This is a genomic window from Janthinobacterium sp. J1-1 (genome assembly GCF_030944405.1).
Lineage (GTDB): Bacteria > Pseudomonadota > Gammaproteobacteria > Burkholderiales > Burkholderiaceae_D > Janthinobacterium.
On the sequence record NZ_CP132339.1, the window covers coordinates 2,509,135 to 2,528,546 of the forward strand.

Here is a 19,412-nt window from a genome sequence, read left to right on the forward strand (position 1 = left end):
CTGGATCGGCCGGGGAGGGCTAAGCTACGGTACTACGGGGCGGAAATTAACCGCGCAGCAGCGACAGCACGCCGTTAGGCAGCGAGTTGGCCTGGGCCAGCATCGCGGTACCAGCCTGTTGCAGGATCTGGCCACGCGTCAGCTTGGCTGTTTCCGATGCGAAGTCGGTATCCTGGATACGGCTACGGGAAGCCGACAGGTTTTCCGAAGTCGATTCCAGGTTGCTCACCGCCGTTTCAAAGCGCGACTGCAAGGCACCGAAGGTTGCGCGCTGGCTGTTGACACTGGCCAGGGCGGAATCGAGAATCTTCAGCGCATCGTTCGAACCCTTGACGGTCGACACGTCGATGCTGGACACCGATTTGAGCGTGGCCGCACCAGCTGTTACGCCAGTGCCGGCTCCCACGGCACCAAGCGAAAAACCCTTGTCGGAGTTCATCGAGACAGTGCCCATTGTGATGGAGGTGCCGTTACTGGCCACAGTTTGCGCAGTGCCCACGCCGCCAGCGGAATCGATGGAGGCGGCGGTAAAGGTATCGGCCGCGCTTTTATTCACCAGTTTGATGTTGTTGCCGGAAACATTTGTCAGTACCAGGCCATCTTTGGCGTCATTCAGCTTGGCAGTCACGCCGGTGGTCGATGACAGGTCATTGAAGGCACTGACTGCCGAGGCCAGGCCCGATGCGTTATTTGCGCCCACCGTGAAGGTAACGTTGGCTGCCGTGCCGTTATCGGACATGACTTGCATTGAGTACACGCCACCGGCAGAAAATCCGACCGCTTCTTCGGTTTTGGCCGTGGCCGTCACGCCCGTATCAGCGGTTTTGCCATTGATGGTGGCCGCCAGCGTTTGCGCCGTGTCAGTGCTTGATACCACGACATTCGCAGTTTTCAGACCCTGGATATCGAAGGAACCCGATGTATAAGCGGCAGTTGTCGAGGTGGCTGGTGCCGAAGCGCTGGACTGGTTGTTGCCGTAGTTATTGGTACGGAAGTTGGCGGTCGTGGCCTGGATGGTCTGGCCAGCGTTGGCGCCCACCTGGAACGATGCCGAGCCGAACGAGCCGTCGAGCAGTTTCAGGCCGTTGAACTCCGAGGTTTGCGAGATGCGGTCGGCTTCCGACAGCAGCTGGCCTACCTCGGCCTGGATCGCCTTGCGGTCGCCGGCCGAGTTGGTGGCGTTCGCCGACTGGACTGACAGTTCGCGTACACGTTGCAGAATGTCGCCCGTCGATTGCAGCGAACCCTCGGCCGTTTGCAGCAGCGAGACGCCGTCGTTGGCATTGCGCTTGGCTTGATCGAGGCCGCGGATTTGCGACGTGAAGCGCTCGGAAATCGCCAGGCCCGCAGCATCGTCTTTTGCGCTATTGATGCGCAAACCCGAGGACAGGCGTTGCAATGAGGTGGACAGGGCGGACTGCGACGTGCTCAGGTTGCGTTGTGCATTCAGTGACGCGGTATTGGTATTGATTACTGAGGCCATTTTGAAGCTCCTTGCTATATGTTTTGGCTATATGCCTGGTACCTTGGTCTGCCCCTCCATTCCGGGACACTCACACCGCAGTTATATTCATTAACGGAATGCCCTATGGAAAGTTTAGGAAAGGAAAGCGACTATATTTTTGTTTCTCACTCTCAAGTTGCCATGGCTGAGGGCGTTTAAGCGGCTTGATTTCCATAAACTTTAGGGTCGAAAAAAAATTAAATAGAAGAAATATTCTTTATTATTTTTTTATTAAAAAAAATCCCCGGCGCGGAAATATTCCGGCCGGGGATGGGTGTTGTTGGCAAACGCGCCATGGCGGCGCGCGCGTCAGGTGGCTTAACGTCCTTGCAGCAGCGACAGCACGCCGTTTGGCAGCGAGTTGGCCTGGGCCAGCATGGCCGTGCCTGCCTGTTGCAGGATCTGGCCGCGCGTCAGCTTGGCCGTTTCCGCCGCAAAGTCGGTGTCCTGGATGCGCGAGCGTGAAGCCGACAGGTTTTCCGACGTCGATTGCAAGCTGGTGACAGCCGTTTCAAAACGCGACTGCAAGGCGCCGAACGTGGCGCGCTGGCTGTTGACGCTGGCCAGGGCCGAATCGAGCACCTTGAGCGCATCGGAGGCGCCTTTGACGCTCGATACGTCGATGCCGGATACCGAGTTCAGCTTGGAGTCGGCGCCAGCGAGTGGCACGGCATTGGTGCCCGTGACGCCGCCGATCGAGAAGCCCTTGTCGGAGTTGAGCGAAATATGGCCCATGGTGGTACCCGTGCCGCCGCTGCCCGCAATAGCGAACGGTGTGCCTACGTTGCCGGCGCCATCGATGGCTGCCGCCGACACGGTATGCGCCACATCGGTGCTGCCGTTGACCAGCGTGATATTGTTGCCGGCTGCATTGGTCAGTATCAGGCCATTGTTGGTACTGTTGAGCTTGGCGGTGACGCCGGTCGAGGCTGAAACATCGTTGAACGCGCTGACCGATGCGGCCAAGGTCGTTGCATTGAGCGGATTGCCCACGGTGAAGGCGACGTTGGCAGCGGTGGAGTTATCGGAGGTGACGGCCAGCGAGTACACGCCGCCGGCAATGAAAGTGGCCGATTCTTCGGTTTTCGCTGTGGCGGTCACGCCGGTTTTTTCGCTGGCGCCATTGATATTGGTGGCCAGTATTTGTGCGGTATCGCCGCTGCTAACGGCGACGGTGGCCGATTGCAAGCCCTGGATACTGAACGATCCAGGGGTGTATTGCAGGCCCGCGGCGGTGGTGGGCACGCTGGTACCCACTTCATTGTTGCCGTAGTTATTGGTGCGGAAATTGGCGGTCGTGGCCTGGATGGTCTGGCCGGCGTTGGCGCCCACCTGGAAGGTGGCCGAGCCGAAAGAGCCATCGAGCAATTTCAAGCCATTGAATTCCGAGGTTTGCGAAATACGGTCCGCTTCCGACAGCAGTTGGCCCACTTCCTGTTGAATTGCCTTGCGGTCGCCGGCCGAGTTGGTGGCATTGGCCGATTGCACCGACAACTCACGGATGCGTTGCAGGATATCGCCGGTCGATTGCAGCGAGCCTTCTGCTGTTTGCAGCAGCGAGATGCCATCGTTGGCATTGCGGCGAGCCTGATCGAGACCGCGGATCTGCGAGGTGAAACGCTCGGAAATCGCCAGCCCTGCGGCGTCGTCTTTCGCGCTGTTGATGCGCAGACCGGACGACAGGCGTTGCAGGGAGGTGGACAGTGCGGCTTGGGATGCGCCCAGATTACGTTGCGAATTGAGCGATGCGATATTGGTGTTGATAACTGCGGCCATTTTGATGCTCCCGATGTGCGGGTTTTGGCTCTGTGCCTGCTCACCTTGGTCTGCCCCCGCGCTCTGGGGCACTCAAACCGTAGTTGTAAAGATTAACGGACACTGGTCAAAAAAGTTTAGGGTCGAAAATGCGCTTTTTCCGACTTTTCCCCTATGAGGCGCTGCCGTCGCCGCTCCTATACGGCAGCGTTTTTTGATACTTTATGGCAAAAATAAAAAAAATAAATGCCAAATTGCGGCGTGAAAACAGCGTTTTTCCGGGCTGGCAGGCAAAAAAAAGCCCGCCGGAAGGCGGGCATGGCGTGTGACGGGGCGCCGCTCAATCGGCCACCACCACGCGGTTCTTGCCGGTCTGCTTGGCCTGGTACATGGCGCGGTCGGCGCGCTTCACCAGTTCGGCCTGGTCTTCATTGGGCAGGCGCAGGGCGACGCCGGCGGAAAAGGTGATCAAGACCTTTTCATTGTCGTGCAGGAAGAAGTGGCGGGTCAGTTCACGCTGCAGCCGCGTCATGGTCGAGGACGCCGCTTCGACCGTGGTTTCCGGCAGCAGGATCAGGAATTCCTCGCCGCCGAAGCGGGCGATCACGTCCATCGAGCGCAAGGTGTCCTTGACGATTTTTACGAGATGTTTCAGCGCGGCATCGCCAGCCAGGTGGCCATAGGTGTCGTTCAGGCGCTTGAAGTCGTCCAGGTCGAGCATGGCGACGCACAGCGGCGTGCCGCGACGGTCCGCGCGCGCCGTTTCACGTTCGAACACGTCGTCCAGGCCACGCCGGTTCAGGCTGCCCGTCAGCTGGTCTTCACGCACCAGTTCGCTCATATGCTGGAGCTTCGCTTCCAGGGTATGGATGCGCTGTTCCGCATCCTGCACTTCCTGGCGCGCCAGCACCATCTTGTCGCGCGCGCGCAGCGCCTCGCTCTGCACCAGCCGCGTTTCGTGCAGCACCTCGTCGAGCACCTGGTTCAGTTCGGTAATATTTTCCGCCTGGCTGATCTTGTCGGAATAGCCGCCGATCTTTTCATGGAAGTCGCCGGTGCTGGCCGCCACCTGGCCCAGGCGGTCGATAAAGGTCATCATCATGTTCTTGACGGTCAGCTTGACGTCCGACAGGCTGTGCTTGAGCTGGCTTTGCTTGTAGATGACTTCCTTCAGGCTGCGCGTGGCGTCTTCCAGCGCGCGCTGGTCGAGCGGGCCGGCAATCAGATTCTGCACGGCATCGACCTGGCCGCGCAACCAGCTGTCGTCATCGAGCAACTGGCTGACATTGTCCAGCAGCAGCTTGAACAATCGCAGCAGCAATTCCTGTTGCTCGGCCGTATCGCCGCTTTTCAGCTCGATCTGATAGCACAGCTGTTTCAAACGCACGGACGCCTCGTTGAGCGCGTCTTCCGTGTGCGCCTGCTTGATGGCAGCGCCCAGCGATTCGGCTTCTTCCACCAGCGCCGGCGTGCCTGTCAGCAAGGTTGCCACGGCAAAGCCCAGGGTGCGGCTCAGCAATTCTCGCAGGGTGCGCGTCTGTTCACCGTCCGGCAGTGGCGGCAGCTCGATGCCACCGCCTTTGCGGGCCTGCTTTTCCGACAGCTGCGCCAGGGTGCGCGCATAGCTGTCCCAGTCGCGCGCTTTCAGGGCGCGCTGGAAGCGCCGGCCAAAGTCGCCCATCTCGCCACCGGACTCGCTCATCTTCGCGGCAAACTGGCTCAGCACGTTTTCGGCGCCATTGTCGGGCGGTGCGCTGGCCGCCAGCACGGCGGCGGGGGCGGGCGCGGCAACTTCAGCCGGCTCGGTGATGCCGGCGATCTCATTGTAGATGGCGCGGTAGGCGTTTGGCGTGGGCGCGATGCGGCGCGTGGCCAGGCGGCGAAATGCTTCGCGCGCAATGTCGGCGGGATTCGTGGCGGGACTCACGGCAGGATTCAGGGCGGCCGCAGGCGCGCTGGCCGGCGGGGAGGGCAATTTACTGGACATTGAGGCACGGCCTTTTTAGATATTTGCTAATTATCCCCATGATATGCGAGTTGGCAAAGCACTTATTTTGCGAGCAGCAAGGCGAAGGGCCGCCAATTCGCGCGATACGTTGGCGGCAAGCTACTCCACCAGCTGGTTGCGGATCGCATAATGGGTCAGCTCGGCACTGTTTTTCAGTTTCATCTTCAGCAGCAGCCGTGCGCGGTATTCGCTGACGGTCTTGGCCGACAGCTTCAGTTCTTCGGCGATGGCGCCCACCGTCTTGCCCGAGGCGATCAGCACCAGGGTCTGGTATTCGCGGTCCGACAAAGTTTCGTGCAGCGCCGTTTCATGGTCTTCGCCGACCGTGTTGGCCAGTTCCTGCGCCAGCGCGGCGCTGATGTATTTCAGGCCTTCGGCCACCTGGCGTATCGCCGTGACCAGCTCGCGCGGCGCGCTCTGCTTGGTCAGATACCCGGCCGCGCCCGCTTTGAGCGAGCGGATCGCATACTGGTCTTCGCGGTGCATCGACAGCATCAGCACGGCCAGTTCCGGCTTTTCCTTCTTGATCTGCTTGAGCACGTCGATGCCGCTGCGGTCGGGCAGCGAGATGTCGAGCAGCATGACCTGGCACTTAGAGGCACGGAAGCGCTTGATCGCATCGTGGCCGTTTTCGGCCTCGCCGGCGACGATGATGTCCTTGGTGTCGGCCAGGATCTGTTTCAGGCCCTCGCGCACGATCGCATGGTCGTCGGCGATGAATACCCGGATAATGGCTTTTTCTTTCATGACTGCGTTCGTTTCTGCATGTGTTGCTTTATGGTTCCCTGACGTCTGGCTGCCGCAGGCCATGTTGCGTGGGCGTATTGGCAGCAGCCGCTATTATCGCCTCTCGGGGCGTGGCGAGCCTGATTTTTATGGTCAGCACCGTACCGCCGCCCGCCGCGTCGGCCAGCTGCAAGGTGCCGCCAAGCGCACTGGCGCGTTCGCTCATGCCGCGGATGCCGAACGACTGCGGCTTGGCGCGATCCAGCGGGCGCATGCCGACGCCGTTGTCGCTGATGCACAGGCGTATATGCTGGCGCTGCTTGTCCAGCCGCACCGCTACCTTGCTGGCGCGCGCATGCTTGGCGATATTGGTCAGCGCCTCTTGGGCGATGCGAAACAGGGTGGTGGCCTGGTCCAGGCTCAGTTCGATCTCCTTGCGGTTCGAGGCAAACGCGCAGTCGATGCCGGCCTGGCGGGCGAATTCCCTGACCTGCCAGTCGAGCGCGGCGACTAGCCCCAGGTCCAGCATGGACGGGCGCAGGTCGAGCGAAATGCGGTGCACGGCGTCGATGCTGCGGTCGACCAGGTCGTCGACATAGCCGGCCTTTTCCTGCAGCAGCGCGTCGCCTGCGGGCAGGCGGCGCGTCAGCATGGCCAGCGCCATCTTGATCGCCGTCAGGTTGCCGCCCAGGTCGTCGTGCAGTTCGCGCGCCAGGCGCGTGCGTTCCTGCTCCTTGACCTTGTCGATATGCGCCGTCAGTTCGGCCAGGCGCGCGCGCGACTGGCGCACCTCGATCTGTTCCAGCCGGCTTTCGGTAATATTCGTCATGATGCCTTCCCATTGCACCGTGCCGTGTTCCAGTGCGCGCGGGGTCGAACGCAGGTTGATCCATTTGACGTCTTTCCAGGCATCGACCCAGATTCGGCCTTCCCAGTTCCAGCTCCACAGCGCCTGCTTCGACGCCTGCATCGAGTCGCGGTAGGAGGCGCGGTCCTCCGGCAGGATCAGCTGGTAGAACAGTTCCGGCTGCGCATGCAGCTGCGTTGGTGCCAGGCCCAGCAAGGCCTGACAGCCATCGCTCAGGTAGGGAAAGCCGGCGCGCCCGTCGGCGGTCACGCTGAACTGGTACACCAGGCCCGGCGTATTGGAGACGATGGCGTTGAAGCGCGACTGCACCTGCGCCAGGGCGGCGGCGGTCTCCTGCGGCGTGCGCAGGTCCTCGCCCAGCGCCAGGATCAGCGTGCGTCCCTGGTGTTCGGCGCGCGTCAGGCGCAGGCGCACGGCGTGGATGGCCGTATCGCGGCGTTGCAGCCGCGCCTGCACGATGGCGCAAGCGCCGATGCCCTCGTCCAGCGCAGGCTGGCCGGCCGGCCATTGCGGTGCCAGCTGGGGCAAGCTCATCGCTTGCAGCTCGGCCAGGGTGTACTGCAGATGGCCGCAGGCGGCGCGATTCGCGTCGAGCACTTGCCAGTTGGCCGCGTCGAACAGATAGGCGTCGCTGGCGGCGGCCTGCAGGGCGGGCGCAAGGTGGGGCATGTGGGAGGTGTCGGGCATGGTGGTGGATTTTTTCATGGACTCAGCGGCGCGCGCGCCAGAACGCGGCGAAACGGCGCAGCACGCGGGCCGGGCGTGAATTGTGGCGGCCGCGCTTGCCGGCGCCCATGCGCAGCCGGCGCCACCAGGCGCGGCGCGCGCGGCCCAGCGAATTCGACAGGCGGCTGACGCGGCGCCAGGCGCGCGTCGCTTGCAGGCGGGCGATCCAGCGGTCCTTGATCTCCATGAAACGGCCATGCCAGCGGGCAAACCACGGCAGGCTCAACAGGGTGGGGCGCGTCAGGGTGTACAGGCGCGCCACCGCCGCCGCGCCGCCCAGCTTGGCCGCGACGATCACGCCGATGCCGGAAAAGGCATGGCCGCGCGCAATCGCCAGCAGGGCCAGCAGCTTGACGGGAAACAGCAGCACCGCGGGCAGCACGAATACCGCCAGCGCCCAGTACGGCGGCAGGCGCTGTATCCGCGCTTCGAGCGCATGCAGCGGCGGAAACCGCGCCACCACCTGTATCGCGCGCGCACCGGTGGCCCACAGCCATTCCTCGATCAGCAGGAAAATGGCGGCCAGGTAGACCAGCGGCGCGAACAGCCAGCGCCTGAAACGGTAGTGTTTTCTCATCCGGCTCCAAACATAGTCTCCCGATGATACGTCAAAAAAGCCCGCGCACACGGGGTGCGGGCCTGCTGGCGGGGCTACAATAGGCAGATGAATAAAGCATTTGTAAAAGAGTCCGACAACGACGACGATGAAGAAGCCGCCGCGCTGGCGCTGGCGATTCCCGCCGGCGCCAAGAATTACATCACGCCGGCCGGCTACCAGCGCATCCGCAGCGAGCTGCTGCAACTGATCGACGTCGACCGCCCGGAAGTGGTGCGCATCGTACACTGGGCGGCCTCGAACGGCGACCGCTCGGAAAACGGCGATTATATCTACGGCAAGCGCCGCCTGCGCGAAATCGACCGCCGCATCCGCTTTCTCACCAAGCGCATGGACCTGGCCGCCATCGTCGACCCCAGTGTGCACCATGGCAACGACCAGGTCTTCTTCGGCGCCACCGTCACCTATCTCACCAGCGACGGCGAAAGCCACACTATCACCATCGTCGGCATCGATGAATTCGACCCGCTGAACGGCAAGATCAGCTGGATCTCGCCGATGGCGCGCGCGATCACCAAGGCGAGGGAAGGCGACGTGATCGTGCTGAATACGCCGCTGGGGGCGCAGGAGCTGGAGTTGCTGGAGGTGACGTATCCGGCGCCGGGGGAGGGGTAGTATTGAAAGGCGCAAGGCCTAAAAGCCTGAAAATGGCGGGCCGGAAACGCGCGCCCGAGAAAATGCCGATGGCGGCGTTGCAGCTCCTCGCCGTACATGCGTACTGTCTTCGTCGCTGCGCCTTGCCCTCGACATTTTTCAGGCCCGCTTGGCCCGGGGTGCCTGTGCGGGCGACTGGGGTTTAATCCTTTTTGGCGGTATGCCTGTTGCGCAGGGGTGCCAACTTAACCGTTCATGAACGGCGGCTCCCAGTCCTTGCCCTTGGGGTTAATTCCGTTCGCGCAGGATGCGGTTCACGCCGGCGACCCTGCGTACATTGCGCAGCAGGGCGGCCAGGTGGACGCGGTCCTTGACCTGCACGGTAAAGCGCAACTGGTCGAGCACGTTGTCCTTGTCTTCGTCCATGCCGACATAGATGATGTTGGCGTCCGATTCGCCGATCTCGGCGGCCACGCGCGCCAGGATGCCGCGCTCGCTGTTGATCAGCACCTTGATGCGGCAGTCGAAGCGGCGGTTCAGCTCGGTTCCCCAGCGCACGGCGATCCAGCGGTCCGGTTCCTTGACGCGCTGGCGCTTGGCCTGGGTGCAGTCGCTGGTGTGCACCAGCAGCCCCTGGTCGCGGCGCAGCTGGCCGATGATCTGGTCGCCCGGAATCGGCAGACAGCACGGCGCCAGTTGCACCGACACGCCTTCGCTGCCACAGATGGTGACAGGGTCGAGCTCGCTACCGCTGTTGTGTTCGACCGGCATGCTGGCCGCTTCGCCACCGATCAAACCAAAGATATGGCGTGCCACCAGGGTGGCCATGCGCTTGCCGATGCCGATGTCGGCATACAGCTCGTCGAGCGAATTGGCGCTCGATTCGTTGAGCAGGCGTTCGACCAGCGGCGCCGGCAGGTCGGCGTCGATATTCAGCGTCAGCAAGGCCTGCGACATCAGTTGCTGGCCGAGCGAAATCGACTCGGGCAGGTTGATGGTGCGCAGGTGGTGGCGGATTGCCGAGCGGGCCTTGCCGGTACGCACGAACGACAGCCAGGTGGGGCTGGGGCGCGAGGCGGAATCGGTGATGATCTCGATGATGTCGCCATTGTGCAGCTCGGTGCGCAGCGGTGCCGTTTCGTTGTTGATCTTCACGGCCACGGTCTGGTCGCCGATGCCGGTGTGGATCGAATAGGCGAAGTCGATGGCGGTGGCGCCGCGCGGCAGGGCGATGATCTTCGACTTCGGCGTAAACACATACACCGAATCGGGGAACAGGTCGACCTTGACGTGTTCCAGGAACTCGGCCGAATCGCCCGTCTGCTGCTGGATGTCGAGCAAGGACTGCAGCCACGCATGGGTGCGCTGCTGCAGGTCGGACGGGTTCGATTCGCCGCTCTTGTACAGCCAGTGCGCCGCCACGCCGGACTCGGCCGTACGGTGCATTTCCTGGGTGCGGATCTGGAATTCCACCGGCGTGCCGTAGGGGCCGATGACGGTGGTGTGCAGCGACTGGTAGCCGTTCAGCTTGCGGATCGCGATATAGTCCTTGAACTTGCCCGGCATCGGCTTGTACAGGCTGTGCAGGGTGCCCAGGGTGACATAGCAGTCGGCAAAGCTGTTGACCACCACGCGGAAGCCATACACATCGAGCACCTGCGAGAACGACAGATGCTTGCTGCGCATCTTTTTATAGATGTCGTGCAGCGATTTTTCGCGGCCCGTCACTTCGGAGTCGATCTCGGCCATGGAGAGCGTGCTTTTCACCGCTTCCATGATCTTGTTGACCACTTCGCGCCGGTTGCCGCGCGCCGCCTTGACGGCTTTCGCCAGGGTGCGGTAGCGCATCGGGTGCAGATGCGAGAACGACAGGTCCTGCAGTTCGCGGAAGATATTGTTCAGGCCGAGGCGGTGCGCGATCGGCACATACACTTCCATGGTTTCGCTGGCGATCCGGGCCTTCTTGGCCGCCGTCATGAAATCCAGGGTGCGCATATTGTGCAGGCGGTCGGCCAGCTTGATCAGGATGACGCGCACGTCGGACGCCATCGCCAGCAGCATCTTGCGGAAGTTTTCCGCCTGCGCTTCGATCTGGCTCTGGAATTCGATTTTTTCCAGCTTCGACAGGCCGTCGACCAGGTGCGCGACGGGGGCGCCGAAGCGCTCGATCAGTTCGTCTTTCTTGACGTCCTGGTCTTCCATCACGTCATGCAGCAGGGCGGCCATGATGGCTTGCGCGTCGAGCTTCCAGTCGGCGCAGATTTCGGCCACGGCGATCGGGTGCGAGATATATGGCTCGCCCGAGCGGCGCATCTGGCCCAGGTGCATTTCGTCGGAGAAGCGGTAGGCTTCCTTGACTTTTTTCAGGTCGGCGGGGGAAAGATATTCAGCCAGCTTGTCGGCCAGGTGGCTGACCGAGGCCACGCCAGGTACCGGCGGGGGAGGCGTGGCAGTGCCTGGCGCATGCGCGCCCTGCGCTTTTGCCGCCTGGCGCGGGGCCAGGGGCGGCGGTGCTGCTGAAGTCGTGTCGGCTGGGGTCAGACTCATAAAACGTCGCGTTACTTCGCAGTGTGAATAAAGGGTAAAGTAGAACCAGGGATCAGCACTGTTCCGGCACGCGGGCTCCTGTTACATCGGAACCTTTTTCAGCATCTCGATGCCGACTTTGCCGGCAGCGATTTCGCGCAGTGCAACCACGGTAGGCTTGTCCTTGGCTTCGACTTTAGGCGTGTGGCCTTGCAGCAACTGACGTGCGCGGTAGGTTGCTGCCAGGGTCAGCTGGAAACGGTTAGGGATCTGCTTCAAGCAATCTTCAATGGTGATACGGGCCATGGTAACTCCTAATATATAGTATTGGTGCGATTAACGATGCTTTGGTGCGCTGGTGCGTGGCACTGTGCGAGCTGTCGTGCAGGGCGGTTATTCCGCGTGCAGACCCAGTTGGGCGAAAAGCGAGGCGTTGCGGGCCGCTTGTTGCGCAAACCGGCAACGGGCCGCTCTCACGATCGCGCTCAGTTCGGACAAAGCGACCGTAAACTCTTCATTGATAATAACATATTCGAACTCTGGCGCGTGGGCGATTTCGCCGCCGGCCGCCAGCAGGCGCCGCGTGATCACGTGCGGCTCGTCCTGGCCGCGCTTGTTCAAGCGCTCTTCGAGCGCATCGATCGACGGCGGCAGGATGAAAATGCCGGCCGCGCGCGGAAACTGTTTACGCACCTGGCGCGCGCCCTGCCAGTCGATTTCCAGCAAGATATCGGTGCCGGCCACCATCTGCTGCTCGACCATGATGCGCGAGGTGCCATAGTAATTGCCGTGCACTTCGGCCCATTCCAGGAACTCGCCCTTGTCGGCGCGCGCGATAAAGTCTTCCGCGCTGGTGAAATAGTATTCACGGCCGTGCTCTTCGCCCGGGCGCGGCGCGCGCGTGGTGGTCGAGATCGACAGCTTGATGGCCGGTTCCTGCGCCAGCAGCGCGTTGACCAGGGTCGATTTGCCGGCGCCCGATGGCGCGGCGACCACGAACAGGCTGCCGGAGAAGGCGGTAGGGTGACTCATGCGTATTTTTCCATGGCGTGTGAGGGTGGCGCCGTGCTTGCGCGGGCGGCGCCCAATCCGCTATTTTACCAAGAGGCAAGGCGCCCGGCCAGTGCCATGGCGCACATGGCCGTCCGCTATTCCAGGTTCTGCACCTGTTCGCGCATCTGCTCGATCAGCAGTTTCAGGTCCATCGAGGCGTCGGCCAGTTCCTTGACGGAGGCCTTGGCGCCCAGGGTGTTCGCTTCGCGGTTCAGTTCCTGCATCATGAAGTCCAGGCGCTTGCCGACCTGGCCGCCCTTGGCCAGGATATGGCGCGTTTCGCCCAGGTGGGCCGACAGGCGTGCCAGCTCTTCCGAGACGTCGATGCGGATGCCGTACAGGATCACTTCCTGGCGGATGCGTTCCATCGCATCCTGGCGCGACAGGGCCGAATTCGAGCCCTGGCTGGCCAGGCCCAGCGCGTCCTGCATGCGCTCGATGGCTTTTTGCTGGAAGGCGGCGACCACTTGCGGGATCAAAGGCGTGATGCGCTTGACGATGGCTTCCATCGCCTCGATGCGCGCGATCAGCACCGCCTCCAGCGCCGCGCCTTCGCGCTTGCGGCTGTCGACAAAGGCGGCAATCGTGCGTTTGGTCAGGGCGCCGACGTCGGCCTGCAGGGATTCCTGGCCCACTTGCGCTTCTTCGATGACGCCAGGCCAGCGCAGCAGTTCAGCCACCGACATGACGGGCGCCGACACGAAATGCTGGCCCACTTCCGACTGCAGGCGCGCCAGTTCGGCCAGCAGGGGCAGGTTCAGCGCCTGCGTGCCGGCGGTGGCGGCCTTGCGGCCAAAGCTCAGGCGTACCTCGACCTTGCCGCGCGTGATGGCCGACATGACGGCGGCGCGCAGGTCCGGTTCGAGCGTGCGCAAATCATCGTTGATGCGGAATTGCAGGTCGAGAAAGCGTGAATTGACGCTCTTGATTTCAATTGTCAGTGTGCCTGCAGCCCCTTCGCTGGTGGCAACCGCGTAGCCTGTCATGCTTGAAATGCTCAAAGGATTCCCCGATTTGGTCTTGTATACAGTCACTTATACACTTAATCAGCCAGCGCAGGCAAGACCGCCCGCGCCCTGAAAACAGGGCCGCCGTCATGTGGCGGCCTGTTTTTTGCGCATGAAATGGCGCATGCTGCTGAATAGTGTGCGTTTTACGGCATTGTAAAGAAAATTGTGTAGGGCGGGGCAGGATTGTAGGGATCGTGTGCGTGTTGTTTTTTCACTGGTCCGGCCATGCCGCCATGGCCGGCTGGCCGGCCGGCGCGCGGTGTTAAAATCGCTGCCGCATTCCAACCTTACAGGATACCCACATGACATTTGACACCCGCCCGAGCGGCCGCGCCGTCGACGCGCTGCGCGCCATCCGCATCACCCGCCAGTACACCAAGCATGCCGAAGGCTCGGTGCTGATCGAGTGCGGAGACACCAAGGTCATCTGCACCGCCAGCATCGAAGACAAGGTGCCCGGTTTCCTGAAAGGCAAGGGGCAAGGCTGGCTGACGGCCGAGTACGGCATGCTGCCCCGTTCGACGCACACGCGCATGGACCGCGAGGCGGCGCGCGGCAAGCAGTCGGGCCGCACCCAGGAAATCCAGCGCCTGATCGGCCGCTCGCTGCGCGCCGCATTCGATTTGCAGGCTTTCGGCGAGCGTACCTTGCATCTCGATTGCGACGTGATCCAGGCCGACGGCGGCACGCGCACGGCCTCGATCACGGGCGCCATGGTGGCGGCCTACGATGCGTTTGCACAGCTGCAGGCACGCGGCGCGATTACGGCCATTCCCGTGAAAAGCTTTGTCGCCGCCATCTCGGTCGGCGTCTACCAGGGCATGCCGGTGCTGGACCTCGATTACGTCGAAGACTCCAACTGCGATACCGACATGAACGTGGTGATGACGGAAGCGGGCCACTTCATCGAAGTGCAGGGCACGGCCGAAGGCGCGGCGTTCGACCGCGCCGGCATGAACCGTTTGCTGGACCTGGCGCAGGGCGGCATTGCCGACCTGGTCAGGCTGCAAAAGCAGGCGCTGGGGCTGTAAGCTTGTGCTTGCCGGCGAGGTGAGGGCGGCGCAAACGGTTTACAATGTCGGCACTTAACACGGACCACCGCACGGACCACTGACATGACCCAACGCCTCATCCTCGCCTCCAATAACGCCGGCAAGCTCAAGGAATTCAATGAGCTGCTCTCGACCATCGGCTTTGCCGTGCACGCCCAGGGCGAATACGACGTCCCCGAAGCCGACGAGCCGTTTCACACCTTCGTCGAAAATGCGCTGCAAAAGGCCCGCCATGCGGCGCGCCTGACGGGCTTGCCCGCGCTGGCCGACGACTCCGGCGTGTGCGTCAATGCGCTGGGCGGCGCACCGGGTGTCTATTCCGCGCGCTATGCGGGCGAGCCGAAATCCGACGCGGCCAACAGCGCCAGACTGATCGCCGACCTCGAGCCGCACGCCGACAAATCGGCTTATTATTACTGCGTTCTCGTGTATGTGCGCCATGCCGACGACCCGCAGCCGGTGATCGCCGACGCGCGCTGGCACGGCGAGATGATCGCTACGCCACGCGGTGCGGGCGGTTTCGGCTACGATCCGCATTTTTATATCCCTGCCTTGGGCAAATGCGCGGCCGAGCTGACGGCCGACGAAAAGAACGCGCTGTCGCACCGCGGCCAGGCGCTGCGCGTGCTGGTGGATAAACTGCGATGATCCCGATCAAAGTCGCCGGCAGCATCGCCCGGCCGGGCAGCAAGCCTGCCAACACCCCAGTGCCGCAGGACGGCATATCCGGCGCCGCCGGCGCGGCCCTGCGCTATCTGCAGCCGGGCGCCCTGAACCTGACGGCCTTGCCGCCGCTGTCGCTGTACATCCATTTTCCGTGGTGCGTCAAGAAATGCCCGTACTGCGACTTCAATTCGCACGAGGTAAGGCAGGAGCAGGGCTTTCCGGAAGAGGAATACCTGGCGGCGCTGCGGCTGGACCTGGAAATGGCGCTGCCGCTGATCTGGGGCCGCAGGATCCACACCATTTTTATCGGCGGCGGCACGCCCAGCCTGATGTCGGCGGCCGGACTGGACCGGCTGATGTCGGACGTGCGCACCTTGCTGCCGCTGGAGCCGGACTGCGAAATCACCATGGAAGCCAATCCCGGTACCTTCGAGACGGAAAAATTCAAGTCGTACCGGGCCAGCGGCGTCAACCGCCTGTCGGTCGGCATCCAGAGTTTCAATGGCCGCCACCTGCATGCGCTGGGCCGCATCCATGACGACAACGAGGCGCGCCGCGCGGTCGAGATCGCGCATGCGCATTTCGACAATTTCAACCTCGACCTGATGTACGCGCTGCCGTCGCAGACCCTGGCCGAAGCGCAGGCCGACCTGGAGACGGCGCTGTCGTTCGCGCCGCCGCATCTGTCGCTGTATCACCTGACACTGGAACCGAACACGCTGTTTGCGAAGTATCCGCCGGTGCTGCCCGACGACGACGAGAGCGCCGATATCGCCGACATGGTGGCCGCGCGCGCCGCGCAGGCCGGCTATGGCCGCTACGAGGTGTCGGCCTATGCCCAGCCGGGCCGCCAGGCGCGCCACAACCGCAATTACTGGGAGTTCGGCGACTATCTCGGCATCGGCGCCGGCGCCCATTCGAAGATCTCGTTCCCGCACCGCGTGCTGCGCCAGGCCCGCTACAAGCAGCCGCGCGCCTATATGGACGCCGTGCGTGCGGGCAATCCGGTGCAGGAAGAGCGCGAACTGGCGCGCGAGGAAATGGGGTTTGAATTCATGCTCAACACCCTGCGCCTGACCGGCGGATTTTCACCGAATTTGTTTGCCGAGCGCACGGGACTGGCGCTGAACGCCATCGAACAGCCGCTCAACGCGGCCGAAGCGAAGGGCCTGCTGTACCGCGATCACCAGATCATTCGTCCGACCGAGCTGGGCCTTAGCTTCCTTAACGACTTGCAACAGATGTTTTTGGAAGAGTAATCACTGCACCCCGGCGGCGCGCAGGCGCCGCAGCTTGGCCGCATACAGCGCGTGGTCGCCGCGGGTCAGGCTTTGCGCCATCGCCAGTTCCAGCTGTTGCCCGGCTTGCCGCCACTGCCCCAGCTGGGCATGGGCCTGGGCCAGCCAGAAATGGAACTCGTGGTAGTACGGGTCGCGCGCGATCTCGCGCGAGAACAGGGCGATGGCCCCCGCGTAATCTTGCCGCTCCATCGCGGCCTTGCCCAAATAGAAGTAATGGAACGGCGGCTGCGGCTGCAGGGCCAGCAGGCGCCGCCGCAACGGCTGCGCCTGCTCCTCCATGCCGGACGCTTCCAGTGCCTGCGCCAGGTTCGCCAGCAGCACCGTATTGTCCGGCGCGCGCGCCAGCGCATGGGCCAGGGTGCGCCGGCCCGCTGCGGTATCGCCATGGCGCAGCTGGATCACGCCCAGCGTATTGTAGGCGCCGCTGAACGACGGGTCCTGCACGATGGCGCTCCTGGCCCACCAGTAGGCCGCGTGCAACTGGCCCTGGCGCATGGTTTCGGCGGCGCGGTTATTCATGTACATGGCCAGGATGGTCGCCTCGCTCAGCTCGCGCGTACGGTAGCCGGCCACGTCTTTCGAGGGCAGGAAGTCGATCACCATCATGCCGCTGGCGTCGTAGTTGCCGGGATTGTCATGGCGCTGGCGGCCCAGCACCAGGTTGACATGGCCGGCGACAAAATACATGTCGCCGCTGCGGCTCCAGCTTTCTTCGCCCAGCACTTCCTGGTAGCGCACGGAAAGTCCCAGCTCCTGCGCCAGGGCGGCCGTCATGATCACCAGCGACAGGCAGTTGCCGCTGCGCGCGGCGAAGGTTTCGCTGGCGTTGCGCGTCATCTCGGCATCGTATTCGAGCTTGAGGCGGGCCTCGTCATACAGTGCGCCATGCAGCGCGGCGCGCGGGTTCTTCAGGCGCGCTTCGCGCCGCACATCGGTGCGCAGGTATTGGCGCATGGCGTCATCGAGGGCGAACACCTGGCCCGCATCGACCGCGATGGCCGGCGCAAAGGCGCTGTCGGTGAAGATCGGGGGGATGCTGGCCGGCGGCGCGGCGCAGGCGGCCAGCAGCGCGCATGTCAGCGCAGTGATGAAGGTACCGAGATGGCGGCGCATGGTCTCTCCCGCACAGGCGCCGTTTGAGCTACCGTAGGCGGCGCGCCTGGCCCACCTGCCATCAGTATTGGCACGGGAAATGCCGCTGTCAATGTCTTTAAAACTCTTCCCAGTCCTGCTCCCCGGCCGGCATGGCGGGCGCCTTGCGCGGCGCGGGGTGGGCCGCCAGGGCCGGTTTCGCGGCGCTCTTGCGTGGCGCCGCCGCCGTCACATGCCTGGCATGCACGGCGGGACGCGGCTTCACGGAAGCCGGCGCGCTCACCGCCAGCGGCTGCTCCAGCTTGAAGCCGCAAGCCACCTGCGCCAGGCGCGCCGCCTGGTCCTGCATGCTTTCGGCGGCGGCCGCCGCTTCTTCCACCAGCGCGGCGTTCTGCTGGGTCACCTGGTCCATCTGCGCGATGGCCTGGTTGACCTGGTCGATGCCCATGCTCTGCTCGGCGCTGGCCGAGGTGATCTCGGCCATGATGTCGGTCACGCGGCGCACGCTGTCGACCACCTCGTTCATGGTGCTGCCGGCCTGCTGCACCAGCCGGCTGCCGCCGTTGACCTGCGCCACCGAGTCGTCGATCAGGCTCTTGATCTCCTTCGCCGCACTGGCGGACCGTTGGGCCAGGTTGCGTACTTCGGTGGCGACCACGGCAAAGCCGCGCCCCTGTTCGCCGGCGCGCGCCGCTTCCACGGCCGCGTTCAGCGCCAGGATGTTGGTCTGGAAGGCGATGCCGTCGATCACGCCGATAATGTCGACGATCTTTTTCGACGAGGCATCGATGGCGCCCATGGTGTCGACCACCTGGCCGACGATGCCGCCGCCCCGTTCCGCCACTTCCGAGGCGGACAGGGCCAGCTGGTTGGCCTGGCGCGCATTGTCGGCGTTCTGCTTCACGGTCGAGGTCAGCTCTTCCATCGAGGAGGCGGTTTCTTCCAGCGAGCTCGCTTGCTGTTCCGTGCGCGACGACAGGTCCTGGTTGCCGGCCGCAATTTCACTCGATGCCGTGGCGATCGCGTGGGTGCCCGTCTGCACCTGCGACACGACGTTGGTCAGCGCATCGTTCATGCCTTTTAGCGCGCGCATCAGGTCGCCCACTTCATCGCGCGTGGCGTGGCCGAAGGTGGTGCGCAGGTCGCCCTCGGCGACGGTGGTGGCCACCGCGATGGCCGCCTGCAGCGGCTGCGTGATCGAGCGTGTGATCAGCCACGCGCACAGGCTGCCGAAGACGATCATCAGGCCGGCCAGGATGGCGGTCAGGGTCAGGCTGCGGGTATTGGCCTGCTCGATCGCCAGGGCGGTGTCGTCGATGGCCTGGCGCTGCTGGGCCAGGAAACCCTGGACCTTGGCCTGGTAGGCTTCGGCGGCCGGCATGTACTGCTGGGTGTAGGCGCGCTCGGCGTCCGCGGCCTGGCCGGTTTTCTTGGCCGCCATCACCGCCTGCTTGGCCTCCTGGTACACGCCGCGCACCTGCATCACCGAGGCAAAAGTGGCTTTTTCCTGCTCGGTCGACAGCATGCCCTCCACCTGTTTCAGCAGTCCGCCCCCCTTCTTGGTGCCGGCCGCGATGGCATCGGCAAACGTCACCGACAAGCTCTCGTCCGAACTTTTGGCGATCAGCGAGGTGCGCTCCACCGCCGAATAGATCAGCAGGTACAGGTCGGACGCCAGGCGCTCCTTGGCCAGCGGCTTTTCCATCATGGCGCGCGTCGCCTGGGCGTTGCCCCAGGCGCTGATCACGGAAAACGAGGTGCACACGATGGCCAGCAGCAGCACCACGGCAAAGCCGATCGCCAGGCGGGCGCCGATGCGGATGTTCGAGAGTGTTTTCATGGTGTCTTTTGGTTACAGTAATCAATAAAGCATTCTCTATTGGAAATGCTACATGGGCATGACGATGGCGCATGG

At 63.4% G+C, this 19,412-nt stretch carries 16 protein-coding genes; 4 read left to right on the forward strand and 12 right to left on the reverse strand.

The features are described 5' to 3' along the window. Nucleotides 1-46: 46 nt before the first annotated feature. The 6 genes from Q8L25_RS11445 to Q8L25_RS11470 form a co-directional block, all read right to left on the reverse strand. Entirely contained in the window at nt 47-1,483 is a 1,437-nt protein-coding gene (locus tag Q8L25_RS11445; RefSeq protein WP_308924931.1) for a flagellin, read from the reverse strand. A 339-nt stretch (nt 1,484-1,822) separates the two neighbouring features. Next, nucleotides 1,823-3,280: a flagellin gene (locus tag Q8L25_RS11450; protein ID WP_308924932.1), complete on the reverse strand. Its 1,458-nt coding sequence runs from the start codon at nt 3,278-3,280 to the stop codon at nt 1,823-1,825. Nucleotides 3,281-3,599: 319 nt separating this feature from the next. Then, nucleotides 3,600-5,246 carry a GGDEF domain-containing protein gene (locus Q8L25_RS11455; RefSeq protein ID WP_308924933.1) on the reverse strand — a complete coding sequence of 549 codons (1,647 nt, stop codon included), beginning with the start codon at nt 5,244-5,246 and terminating at the stop codon, nt 3,600-3,602. Between the two features lie 120 nt (nt 5,247-5,366). Further along, entirely contained in the window at nt 5,367-6,014 is a 648-nt protein-coding gene (locus Q8L25_RS11460; protein WP_308924934.1) for a response regulator transcription factor, read from the reverse strand. A 28-nt stretch (nt 6,015-6,042) separates the two neighbouring features. After that, nucleotides 6,043-7,566 (reverse strand): histidine kinase, encoded by a 1,524-nt coding sequence (locus Q8L25_RS11465; RefSeq protein ID WP_308924935.1) that lies wholly within the window; start codon nt 7,564-7,566, stop codon nt 6,043-6,045. A gap of 4 nt (nt 7,567-7,570) precedes the next feature. Beyond that, on the reverse strand, nt 7,571-8,164 hold the full coding sequence (locus Q8L25_RS11470; RefSeq protein WP_308924936.1) for a hypothetical protein: 594 nt from the start codon (nt 8,162-8,164) through the stop codon (nt 7,571-7,573). 87 nt (nt 8,165-8,251) lie between these two features. Here Q8L25_RS11470 and greB point away from each other — a divergent pair, with 87 nt between their 5' ends. Beyond that, complete coding sequence (greB, locus tag Q8L25_RS11475) at nt 8,252-8,818, forward strand: transcription elongation factor GreB (RefSeq protein ID WP_308924937.1); 567 nt, start codon at nt 8,252-8,254, stop codon at nt 8,816-8,818. A gap of 267 nt (nt 8,819-9,085) precedes the next feature. On the opposite strand, the gene Q8L25_RS11480 is transcribed toward greB, so the two are convergent. From Q8L25_RS11480 to Q8L25_RS11495, 4 genes are all read right to left on the reverse strand, one after another. Continuing rightward, nucleotides 9,086-11,344 carry a bifunctional (p)ppGpp synthetase/guanosine-3',5'-bis(diphosphate) 3'-pyrophosphohydrolase gene (locus Q8L25_RS11480; RefSeq protein WP_308924938.1) on the reverse strand — a complete coding sequence of 753 codons (2,259 nt, stop codon included), beginning with the start codon at nt 11,342-11,344 and terminating at the stop codon, nt 9,086-9,088. Between the two features lie 81 nt (nt 11,345-11,425). Continuing rightward, nucleotides 11,426-11,629, reverse strand: coding sequence for a DNA-directed RNA polymerase subunit omega (gene rpoZ / locus Q8L25_RS11485; RefSeq protein WP_010400723.1), 204 nt, complete (start codon nt 11,627-11,629; stop codon nt 11,426-11,428). An 87-nt stretch (nt 11,630-11,716) separates the two neighbouring features. Then, complete coding sequence (gene gmk, locus Q8L25_RS11490) at nt 11,717-12,355, reverse strand: guanylate kinase (protein ID WP_308924939.1); 639 nt, start codon at nt 12,353-12,355, stop codon at nt 11,717-11,719. A 116-nt stretch (nt 12,356-12,471) separates the two neighbouring features. Continuing rightward, nucleotides 12,472-13,362, reverse strand: a complete 891-nt coding sequence (locus tag Q8L25_RS11495; protein WP_308924940.1) for a YicC/YloC family endoribonuclease — start codon at nt 13,360-13,362, stop codon at nt 12,472-12,474. 326 nt (nt 13,363-13,688) lie between these two features. On the opposite strand from Q8L25_RS11495, the gene rph reads away from it, so the two are divergent. The 3 genes from rph (at nt 13,689) to hemW (ending at nt 16,363) form a co-directional block, all read left to right on the forward strand. Continuing rightward, on the forward strand, nt 13,689-14,417 hold the full coding sequence (rph, locus tag Q8L25_RS11500; protein WP_308924941.1) for a ribonuclease PH: 729 nt from the start codon (nt 13,689-13,691) through the stop codon (nt 14,415-14,417). A gap of 84 nt (nt 14,418-14,501) precedes the next feature. Next, on the forward strand, nt 14,502-15,086 hold the full coding sequence (gene rdgB / locus Q8L25_RS11505) for an RdgB/HAM1 family non-canonical purine NTP pyrophosphatase (RefSeq protein ID WP_308924942.1): 585 nt from the start codon (nt 14,502-14,504) through the stop codon (nt 15,084-15,086). Next, the gene (gene hemW / locus Q8L25_RS11510; RefSeq protein WP_308924943.1) at nt 15,083-16,363 is read left to right on the forward strand and encodes a radical SAM family heme chaperone HemW; all 1,281 of its coding nucleotides are present in this window, start codon (nt 15,083-15,085) and stop codon (nt 16,361-16,363) included. Before rdgB ends, hemW begins: the two co-directional genes overlap by 4 nt. Here hemW and Q8L25_RS11515 read toward each other — a convergent pair whose 3' ends face one another. Both Q8L25_RS11515 and Q8L25_RS11520 read right to left on the reverse strand, forming a co-directional pair. Next, nucleotides 16,364-17,518, reverse strand: a complete 1,155-nt coding sequence (locus Q8L25_RS11515; protein WP_308924944.1) for a tetratricopeptide repeat protein — start codon at nt 17,516-17,518, stop codon at nt 16,364-16,366. A 97-nt stretch (nt 17,519-17,615) separates the two neighbouring features. Continuing rightward, entirely contained in the window at nt 17,616-19,337 is a 1,722-nt protein-coding gene (locus Q8L25_RS11520; RefSeq protein ID WP_308924945.1) for a methyl-accepting chemotaxis protein, read from the reverse strand. Between the last annotated feature and the right edge of the window lie 75 nt (nt 19,338-19,412).

What these genes read in the sequence shown, in the direction of transcription:
- Q8L25_RS11445 (WP_308924931.1), bottom strand. Translation starts at nt 1,483, where the DNA reads ATGGCCTCAGTAATCAATACCAATACCGCGTCACTGAATGCACAACGC.
- Q8L25_RS11450 (WP_308924932.1), bottom strand. Translation starts at nt 3,280, where the DNA reads ATGGCCGCAGTTATCAACACCAATATCGCATCGCTCAATTCGCAACGT.
- Q8L25_RS11455 (WP_308924933.1), bottom strand. Translation starts at nt 5,246, where the DNA reads ATGTCCAGTAAATTGCCCTCCCCGCCGGCCAGCGCGCCTGCGGCCGCC.
- Q8L25_RS11460 (WP_308924934.1), bottom strand. Translation starts at nt 6,014, where the DNA reads ATGAAAGAAAAAGCCATTATCCGGGTATTCATCGCCGACGACCATGCG.
- Q8L25_RS11465 (WP_308924935.1), bottom strand. Translation starts at nt 7,566, where the DNA reads ATGAAAAAATCCACCACCATGCCCGACACCTCCCACATGCCCCACCTT.
- Q8L25_RS11470 (WP_308924936.1), bottom strand. Translation starts at nt 8,164, where the DNA reads ATGAGAAAACACTACCGTTTCAGGCGCTGGCTGTTCGCGCCGCTGGTC.
- greB (WP_308924937.1), top strand. Translation starts at nt 8,252, where the DNA reads ATGAATAAAGCATTTGTAAAAGAGTCCGACAACGACGACGATGAAGAA.
- Q8L25_RS11480 (WP_308924938.1), bottom strand. Translation starts at nt 11,344, where the DNA reads ATGAGTCTGACCCCAGCCGACACGACTTCAGCAGCACCGCCGCCCCTG.
- rpoZ (WP_010400723.1), bottom strand. Translation starts at nt 11,629, where the DNA reads ATGGCCCGTATCACCATTGAAGATTGCTTGAAGCAGATCCCTAACCGT.
- gmk (WP_308924939.1), bottom strand. Translation starts at nt 12,355, where the DNA reads ATGAGTCACCCTACCGCCTTCTCCGGCAGCCTGTTCGTGGTCGCCGCG.
- Q8L25_RS11495 (WP_308924940.1), bottom strand. Translation starts at nt 13,362, where the DNA reads ATGACAGGCTACGCGGTTGCCACCAGCGAAGGGGCTGCAGGCACACTG.
- rph (WP_308924941.1), top strand. Translation starts at nt 13,689, where the DNA reads ATGACATTTGACACCCGCCCGAGCGGCCGCGCCGTCGACGCGCTGCGC.
- rdgB (WP_308924942.1), top strand. Translation starts at nt 14,502, where the DNA reads ATGACCCAACGCCTCATCCTCGCCTCCAATAACGCCGGCAAGCTCAAG.
- hemW (WP_308924943.1), top strand. Translation starts at nt 15,083, where the DNA reads ATGATCCCGATCAAAGTCGCCGGCAGCATCGCCCGGCCGGGCAGCAAG.
- Q8L25_RS11515 (WP_308924944.1), bottom strand. Translation starts at nt 17,518, where the DNA reads ATGCGCCGCCATCTCGGTACCTTCATCACTGCGCTGACATGCGCGCTG.
- Q8L25_RS11520 (WP_308924945.1), bottom strand. Translation starts at nt 19,337, where the DNA reads ATGAAAACACTCTCGAACATCCGCATCGGCGCCCGCCTGGCGATCGGC.